Annotated in this window: 9 protein-coding genes; all 9 read right to left on the bottom strand. The window is 69.4% G+C overall.

Annotated features, from left to right (window positions below; translation table 11 throughout):
• Nucleotides 1-155 precede the first annotated feature (155 nt).
• The 9 genes from HFP15_RS39240 to HFP15_RS39200 all read right to left on the bottom strand — a co-directional run bounded on the left by HFP15_RS39240 (nt 156) and on the right by HFP15_RS39200 (nt 6,413).
• A complete protein-coding gene (locus tag HFP15_RS39240) occupies nt 156-1,055 on the bottom strand; it encodes an SDR family oxidoreductase (protein WP_168523167.1) in 900 nt (299 codons plus the stop codon).
• 11 nt (nt 1,056-1,066) lie between these two features.
• Nucleotides 1,067-2,203, bottom strand: coding sequence for an acyl-CoA dehydrogenase family protein (locus HFP15_RS39235; protein WP_168523165.1), 1,137 nt, complete (start codon nt 2,201-2,203; stop codon nt 1,067-1,069).
• 15 nt (nt 2,204-2,218) lie between these two features.
• Nucleotides 2,219-3,013 carry an enoyl-CoA hydratase-related protein gene (locus HFP15_RS39230; protein WP_168523163.1) on the bottom strand — a complete coding sequence of 265 codons (795 nt, stop codon included), beginning with the start codon at nt 3,011-3,013 and terminating at the stop codon, nt 2,219-2,221.
• Nucleotides 3,014-3,116: 103 nt separating this feature from the next.
• Nucleotides 3,117-3,689: a PspA-associated protein PspAB gene (pspAB, locus tag HFP15_RS39225; RefSeq protein ID WP_168523161.1), complete on the bottom strand. Its 573-nt coding sequence runs from the start codon at nt 3,687-3,689 to the stop codon at nt 3,117-3,119.
• Nucleotides 3,686-4,582 (bottom strand): zinc metalloprotease HtpX, encoded by an 897-nt coding sequence (gene htpX, locus HFP15_RS39220; RefSeq protein WP_168523159.1) that lies wholly within the window; start codon nt 4,580-4,582, stop codon nt 3,686-3,688. Before htpX ends, pspAB begins: the two co-directional genes overlap by 4 nt.
• A 4-nt stretch (nt 4,583-4,586) precedes the next feature.
• The gene (gene pspAA / locus HFP15_RS39215; RefSeq protein WP_168523157.1) at nt 4,587-4,865 is read right to left on the bottom strand and encodes a PspA-associated protein PspAA; all 279 of its coding nucleotides are present in this window, start codon (nt 4,863-4,865) and stop codon (nt 4,587-4,589) included.
• Nucleotides 4,862-5,587, bottom strand: coding sequence for a PspA/IM30 family protein (locus tag HFP15_RS39210; RefSeq protein ID WP_168523155.1), 726 nt, complete (start codon nt 5,585-5,587; stop codon nt 4,862-4,864). The genes pspAA and HFP15_RS39210 overlap by 4 nt, the downstream gene beginning before the upstream one ends.
• Entirely contained in the window at nt 5,584-5,778 is a 195-nt protein-coding gene (locus tag HFP15_RS39205) for a hypothetical protein (RefSeq protein WP_168523153.1), read from the bottom strand. Before HFP15_RS39205 ends, HFP15_RS39210 begins: the two co-directional genes overlap by 4 nt.
• A 71-nt stretch (nt 5,779-5,849) precedes the next feature.
• Nucleotides 5,850-6,413: an RlpA-like double-psi beta-barrel domain-containing protein gene (locus tag HFP15_RS39200; RefSeq protein WP_168523151.1), complete on the bottom strand. Its 564-nt coding sequence runs from the start codon at nt 6,411-6,413 to the stop codon at nt 5,850-5,852.
• Between the last annotated feature and the right edge of the window lie 25 nt (nt 6,414-6,438).

The following is a 6,438-nucleotide window of genomic DNA, read 5'->3' as shown; positions in this document are numbered from 1 at the left end:
ATGCCGTCGCCGCCGAACTCAACCACCGCCCACGCAAAACGCTCGGCTGGGAAACCCCAGCCGAGCGCTTCGCTAAGCTCCTGGCCAGTTGACCAGTTGTGTTGCAACGACCCCTCGAATCCGCCAATCACCTGGGGGCTCAACTCACGCCGGGTTCAGACCGAACGCTGCGCCTTGGCGCTGGCGCTGGCCGCCTGGCTGCGCTCCTTGATCTCCTGCCAGTCCTGATCGGACAGTGACGTCAGGCCCGCGAAGGTGCCGGGCCCCGCCAGCCGCTGGCCACCGTCCATGGCGATGGTCTCGCCGGTGAGGTAGTCGCACGCGTCGGAGAACAGGAAGATCGTCAGGTTGGCCAGCTCCTCGACGGTGCCCATGCGGCCCATCGGCACCTGGTCCGCCTGCGTCGCGCCCACCCCGCTCTTCTCCGTCGGGTTGAGCATCTCCCACGCGTAGTCGGTCGGAATCGGCCCGGGTGCCAGCGCGTTGAGCCGGATCCCGTAGCGTGCCCACTCCACCGCGAGCGACATGGTCATCGCGTGCACCGCGGCCTTCGCCATCGCCGAGGGCACCACGAACGCCGACCCCGACCACACCCACGTGGTCAGCGTCGAAAGCACCGTGCCCGGCAGGCCCTGCTCGATCCACCGCCTGCCCGCGGCGTGGGTGGTGTTGAAGGAGCCGTTCATCACCGTCGAGCTGATCGCCTCGAACGCGCGCGAGGAGATCGACGCCGTGGGTGCGATGAAGTTCGCCGCGGCGTTGTTGAGCACCCCGGTCAGCGGCCCGTGCTGCGCCCAGATCTCGGCCATCGCGGCGTCGACCAGCTCGGCCTTGCGCACGTCCACGGTCTGGAAGTGCACCGCGCCCGGCTTGCCCGCCTCGGCGGCCGCCTCCGCGAGCACCGCCTCCCGGCGCCCCCACAGGTGCACCTGTGCCCCGTGATCGGCGAGGTGCCTGGCGACACCGCGGCCGAGGCCCGTGCCGCCACCGGTGATCAAAATGCGCTTGCCGGCCAGCAGATCCGGCGCGAACACGGACTTCTTCGTTTCTGCCATCGGTGTCCCTTCTACAGCCCGAGACTCTTGCTGATGATCTCGCGCTGGATCTCGTTGGTCCCGCCGTAGATCGGGGGAGCGAGCGCCTTGCGGACCTGGCCCTCCATGCCGTACTCGCGGGCATAGCCGTAGCCGCCCATCATCTGCATGGCTTCCAGCGCCGTGTGCTTGGCGACCTCGGTGCACTTGAGCTTGGCCATCGAGCCCTCGCGCGCGAGCTGCTCCTCCTCGCCCGCGTCGATGCGCTCGGCCACGTCGTACACGAACGACCGGCAGTAGGCGATTTCCGTGGCGAGATCGGCGATGCGATGCCGGATCGCCTGGAAACTGCCGATCGTGCGGCCGAACTGCTCCCGCTCCTTGACGTAGCCGAGCACGTCGTCGAGCGAGCGCTGCGCGGCGCCCAGCGACATCGCGGCGATGATCAGCCGCTCCACCGACAGCCCGCGCATCAGGTGCCGCCACGCCTGCCCGGCCTCGCCGACGACGTTGGCCGCGGGCACGCGTACGTCGGTGAAGAACAGGTCGTTGACGGTGCGCGCCTCCATCGTCTCGATGCCGCGGATCTCCAGCCCCGGCGCGTCGGTGGGCACGATCAGCAGGGTCAGGCCCTCGTGCTTCTTCGGCCCGGTTTCCGTACGGGTCAGCAGCAGCAGGTGATCGGCCACGTGTGCGGCCGAGGTCCACGTCTTCTGCCCGTTGACGACGAAGGAGTCGCCGTCGGCGACGGCCTTGATCCGCACCGAGCCCAGGTCCGAGCCTGCGCCCGGCTCGGACAGGGCGATCGCCTCGAGCCTGCCCCGGCACAGCCCGCCGAGGATCTCCTTCTTCTGCTGCTCGGTGCCGTAGCGCAGATAGGTCTGCGCCGCGGTGAGGCCGGTCGAGTACGCGGTGATGGGCGCGAGCCCGCGCGAGGTCGCCTCCAGAAAGAGGCACTCCTCGACCATGCCCGCGCCCGCACCGCCGTACTCCTCCGGGATGGAGACCCCGAGCCAGCCGAGGTCGGCCAGCTTCGCCAGGATCTGGGGGCTGTTGGCCAGCCTGCCCCCATCGGTGAGCGCGTCCCGCTGCGCGAGTGTGGCGCACTCGGCGTCGCAGAAGTCGCGGACGGCGGTGGCGAACGCCTGTTGCTCCTCAGTGAACCGCATCGTGAACGACCGTTATCAGGAGCCGCGGTAGGCGGAGAAGTCGGGTTTGCGCTTCTCGTTGAACGCGGTGATGCCCTCCAGTGCCTCCTCGGACTCGCCGAAGGTCTTGAGGTAGGAGTAGGCCAGCTGCCCGGTGCTGGCGAACTGCTCGGTGTCGGTGTTGAAGGACTGCTTGAGCACCTTCAGTGCGGTCGGCGACAGCGACAGGATCTCGTCGGCCCACTTGCGCACCTCGGCGTGCAGCTGGTCGGCGGGCACGACGCTGTTGACAAGTCCCCAGCTCTCCATCTGCGCGGCGGTGTAGCGCCGGCACAGGAACCACACCTCGCGCGCCCGCTTCTCGCCGAGGATCCGGGCGAGGTAGCCGGTGCCGAACCCGGCGTCGAAGGAGCCCACCCGCGGCCCGTTCTGGCCGAACACGGCGGTTTCCGAGGCGATCGTCAAATCGCACAGCACGTGCAGTACGTGCCCGCCGCCGATGGCGAAGCCGTTGACGGCGGCGATCACCGGCTTGGGCACGTCGCGGATGACGTGGTGCAGCGCGTCGATCTCGAACAGACCGGAGTCCGACGGGCCGTAGTCGCCGGTCTCGGCCCGCTGCTTCTGGTCACCGCCGGTGCAGAACGCCTTCTCGCCGGCGCCGGTCAGGCAGATGACGCCGACCTCCTTGCTGCCCCATGCCTTCTTGAAGGCCTTGACCAGTTCGTCGACCGTACGAGCGCGGAAGGAGTTGTACCGCTCCGGCCGGTTGATCGTGATCCAGGCGAGCCCGTCTTCGACCTTGTAGCTGATGTCCGTGAAGTCGTCCATACCGAGGAATGTAGGTGCGTGAACGATCGTTATCAACGGGGCTCGCGCGGTTTACCTCCAAGGGGAGAGGCCGGCTACCTCTTAGTGGCGATGACGTGCCGCCTCACCGCAGTGGCGGGGCCGACCAGAGCGGGAACCAGCGGGCGAGATCGGGTTCCACCGGCAGGTCGGTGCCCAGATGGGCGCGGATGGCGAGTTCCAGTTCGTTGTCGCGCCGGTCGTGCTCGACGGGGGCGAACGGGTAGAACGTGCCGCGCTTGAACACGTACACCAGGCCCACCGGGCGCCCGTCCGCGGTGGTGAAGCCGAGCACGATGCACAGCAGCCCGGAGCCGAACCCGGCGTCGCCGAGGGCGGTGTTGACCGCGTGCAGGTCGGTGACCAGCGCGGCCAGGTCCCGGTCGGCCCGGCGGATCGTCACCCAGCTGTAGGCGTACTCGTCGCGGCTGACCTCGACCGTGCTCGTGGCGTCCATTGTGGCCAGTTCGAGCGCGTCTTTTTCCGCGCGCGCACCGGGTTCGCCTTCCGCCGTGCGGAAGCAGACCGCACCCGCCCCGGTCGGCCTCATTCCCAGTGCCGCTTCGAGGCCCGTGGCCGCGGCCGGAACGGCGAACAACGCGTCCAGATCCGGCCGGACCGGTTTCGTCCGTCCCAGCAGGACATCCAAGAACTTCATCGGGCGGGTTCCCCGAGTTCGGCCGACAGCTCGCCGAGGCGGTCGATCCTCGTTTGCAGGCTGGGGTGGGTGGACAGCAGCGACGACAACCCCGAACCGAGCGCGGGCGCGAAGAAGAACGCGTTGAACGCCTCCACCGACCGCAGGTCCCTGGTGGGGATGCGGGCGAGGTCGCCGCTGACCTTCGTCAGCGCCGAGGCCAGTGCGGACGGCCGCCCGGTCAGCATCGCGCCGGAACGGTCCGCGGCCAGCTCGCGGTACCGCGACAGCGCGCGCACGAGCAGGAAACTGATCGCGTAGACGACCATCGAGATCACGGACACGGCCAGGATCACCAGCACGGTCTGGTCGCGGCGGCCCCGGCCCAGCATCCCGGAGTACAGCGAGAACCGGGCCACCAGCCCGGCCAGCACCCCGAGGAACGACGCGACCGTCATCACCGCCACGTCCCGGTGTGCCACGTGCGACAGCTCGTGCGAGAGCACGCCTTCCAGCTCGGCGGTGTCCAGCCGCCGCAGCATCCCGGTGGTCACGCAGACGACGGCGCGCCGCGTGTTCCGGCCGGTGGCGAAGGCGTTCGGCATGTCGGTGTCGGCCACCGCGACGCGCGGTTTGGGCATGTCCGCGGTGGCGCACAACCGGTCGATGATGCCGTGCAGCCGCGGCTCCTCCTCCTCGGTCACGATCCGCGCCCGCATGGCGGTGAGCGCGATCCGGTCGGAGAAGAAGTACTGGGCACCCAGCAGTGCCGCGGCGATGACCACCACCACGACGACCGACTTGAGCAGCACGAACAACACCGCGATGAACGCCGCGTACACGAGACCGAGCAGGAACACGGTCAGCAGCATCCGCGCGGTCAGCGGCCGGTCGGGCGGAAAACGGGTGCGCACGTCCTCACCCCGGGATCAGGCCGTCGTCGGACAGCAGCTCCCGCACCTGCGCCACGGTGCTGTCCTCGGTCGGCAGGACGAACTCGGAGGCGATCAGCGCGTCGGCGGGCAACGGCGTGCCGAAGCGGCGGGTGGCGGCCAGCAGCTTCCGCAGTGCCTCGCCGAACGCGGCGTCGTCATCGTGGTCGACGGCCGCCAGCAACGCGTCGTCGAGTGCGTTGAGCTCATCGAGGTGCTCGTCGGGAAGCGTGAACTGCCCTTCACCGAGAATGCGGGCGATCATGACTCCGCCTTTCCCGTTCCGGCGGGCAGCTGTTTCCGCATCTGCGCGAGCTGGCTTTCGATCTGCGCGTCGGCGGAGACCGCGTCCAGCTGGGCCTGGATGTCGTCGCGGCCGGCAGGCCGGGTCGCGTCGTCGAGCGCGCCGGAGGCCAGCAACTCGTCCAGGGCACCGGCCCGGGCCTGCAGCTGCGAGGTCTTGTCCTCGGCCCGCCGCATCGCCACGCCGACGTCGCCCATTTCCTCGGAGATCCCGCTGACCGCTTCGCCGATGCGCGTGTGCGCCTCGGCGGCGGTGTAGGTGGCCTTGATGGTCTCCTTGCGGGTACGGAACGCCTCCACCTTCGCGCGCAGGCGCTCCGAGGCGGCCTTCAGCTTCTCCTCCTCCGCCGCCACCGAGTCGCGCTGGGTGGTCAGCTCCGCGATCTGCGCGGCGGCCGCGGCCCGGCGGGTCAGTGCCTCGCGGGCCAGTTCGTCCTTGCCGACCGACACCGCCTGCTGGGCTTGCGCGGTCAGGGTTTCCGCCGATTTGTGCAGCTGTGCGAGCTGGAGTTCCAGCCGTTTGCGGCTGGTCGCGACGTCGGCGAGGCCGCGGTTGACCTTGGTCAGCATCTCCAGCTGCCGCTCATAGGAATAGTCGAGCACCTCACGCGGATCCTCGGCGCGATCGAGCGCCTTGTTCACCTTCATGCGGAACAGATCCGCGATCCTGCGGGAGAGACTCATGACTTCTCGTTCTCCTCGCGTTTACGGGCCTCTTCGCGCTTGCGGGTCTTCTCGTGCGCCAGTTCTTCGGCGAGCATGTGACGCCGGATCGCGCGCTCGGCCAACTCTTCGGTCGTGTGACCAGAGGCGACGCGCTCCACCGCGGACTTCCGCGCCTCGCGGGCTGCTTTCGCACTCTCGATATCGTTCATGGGTCCAGCGTGGGCCGCTGTCGCGGCGCGGGACCAGTGACGAAGGGCCTCAACCCGGGTGCCGGAAGCAGTTACCCGGCAGGCTGGTAACACCGGCCGTCGCGGTACAGATCGCCGGCGACGACGGGAAGTCCGGGCGGCGGGTCGATTTCGTAGAGCCCTGGACCGTCGGGGGTGAGCTGGTCCTCGCAGTCGAGGACGCCGGTGTCGGTGGCCGGGCCCGTCCAGAGATCGATATGGGTGCCGGTGCAGTTCGCGCAGGTGTCCTCGAGGACGAAGTAGCGCTGGACTTCCGGTACGTAAATCCTTGTGCCGGGCGGGAATTCGCCGTCGGCCGCGGCGAAGGTGAGCGGATCGGCGAAGGTGCCGGTGCCGCCGGCGGTGTCGTGCGGCGTAGGCGCGCCGCCGGAGCGGGAAAACGCGATCGCGGTGCTACCGGGTGGATCGTTGTCGGCGGCCGCGTAAAAGGTGATCACACCCAGGCGCGTGTTGCCGGCCAGGGGAGCGGCGGGCACCGGAATCGGCGCGGACGCCGCGGTGTCGGTGTGCGCCGGGAGCCGCTGCTGCGGGCTCAGGGCAGCCAGCCCCGCGCCCAGCAGCACCGCGGCCACCCCGGCGGCTTTGAGGCCTCGCATGGCTGCCTCTCGTGCGCGGTCGCTG

Origin of the sequence: Amycolatopsis acididurans (genome assembly GCF_012328925.1) — a bacterium.
Lineage (GTDB): Bacteria > Actinomycetota > Actinomycetes > Mycobacteriales > Pseudonocardiaceae > Amycolatopsis_E > Amycolatopsis_E acididurans.
The sequence above is the reverse complement of the archived record's forward strand: the minus strand, read 5'-3'. Positions and strand labels throughout refer to the sequence as shown.

Bases quoted from the DNA above. Each gene is read 5' to 3' on its own strand.
- pspAA (WP_168523157.1), bottom strand. From the start codon at position 4,865: ATGATCGCCCGCATTCTCGGTGAAGGGCAGTTCACGCTTCCCGACGAG.
- HFP15_RS39230 (WP_168523163.1), bottom strand. From the start codon at position 3,013: ATGGACGACTTCACGGACATCAGCTACAAGGTCGAAGACGGGCTCGCC.
- pspAB (WP_168523161.1), bottom strand. From the start codon at position 3,689: ATGAAGTTCTTGGATGTCCTGCTGGGACGGACGAAACCGGTCCGGCCG.
- HFP15_RS39240 (WP_168523167.1), bottom strand. From the start codon at position 1,055: ATGGCAGAAACGAAGAAGTCCGTGTTCGCGCCGGATCTGCTGGCCGGC.
- HFP15_RS39200 (WP_168523151.1), bottom strand. From the start codon at position 6,413: ATGCGAGGCCTCAAAGCCGCCGGGGTGGCCGCGGTGCTGCTGGGCGCG.
- HFP15_RS39235 (WP_168523165.1), bottom strand. From the start codon at position 2,203: ATGCGGTTCACTGAGGAGCAACAGGCGTTCGCCACCGCCGTCCGCGAC.
- HFP15_RS39205 (WP_168523153.1), bottom strand. From the start codon at position 5,778: ATGAACGATATCGAGAGTGCGAAAGCAGCCCGCGAGGCGCGGAAGTCC.
- HFP15_RS39210 (WP_168523155.1), bottom strand. From the start codon at position 5,587: ATGAGTCTCTCCCGCAGGATCGCGGATCTGTTCCGCATGAAGGTGAAC.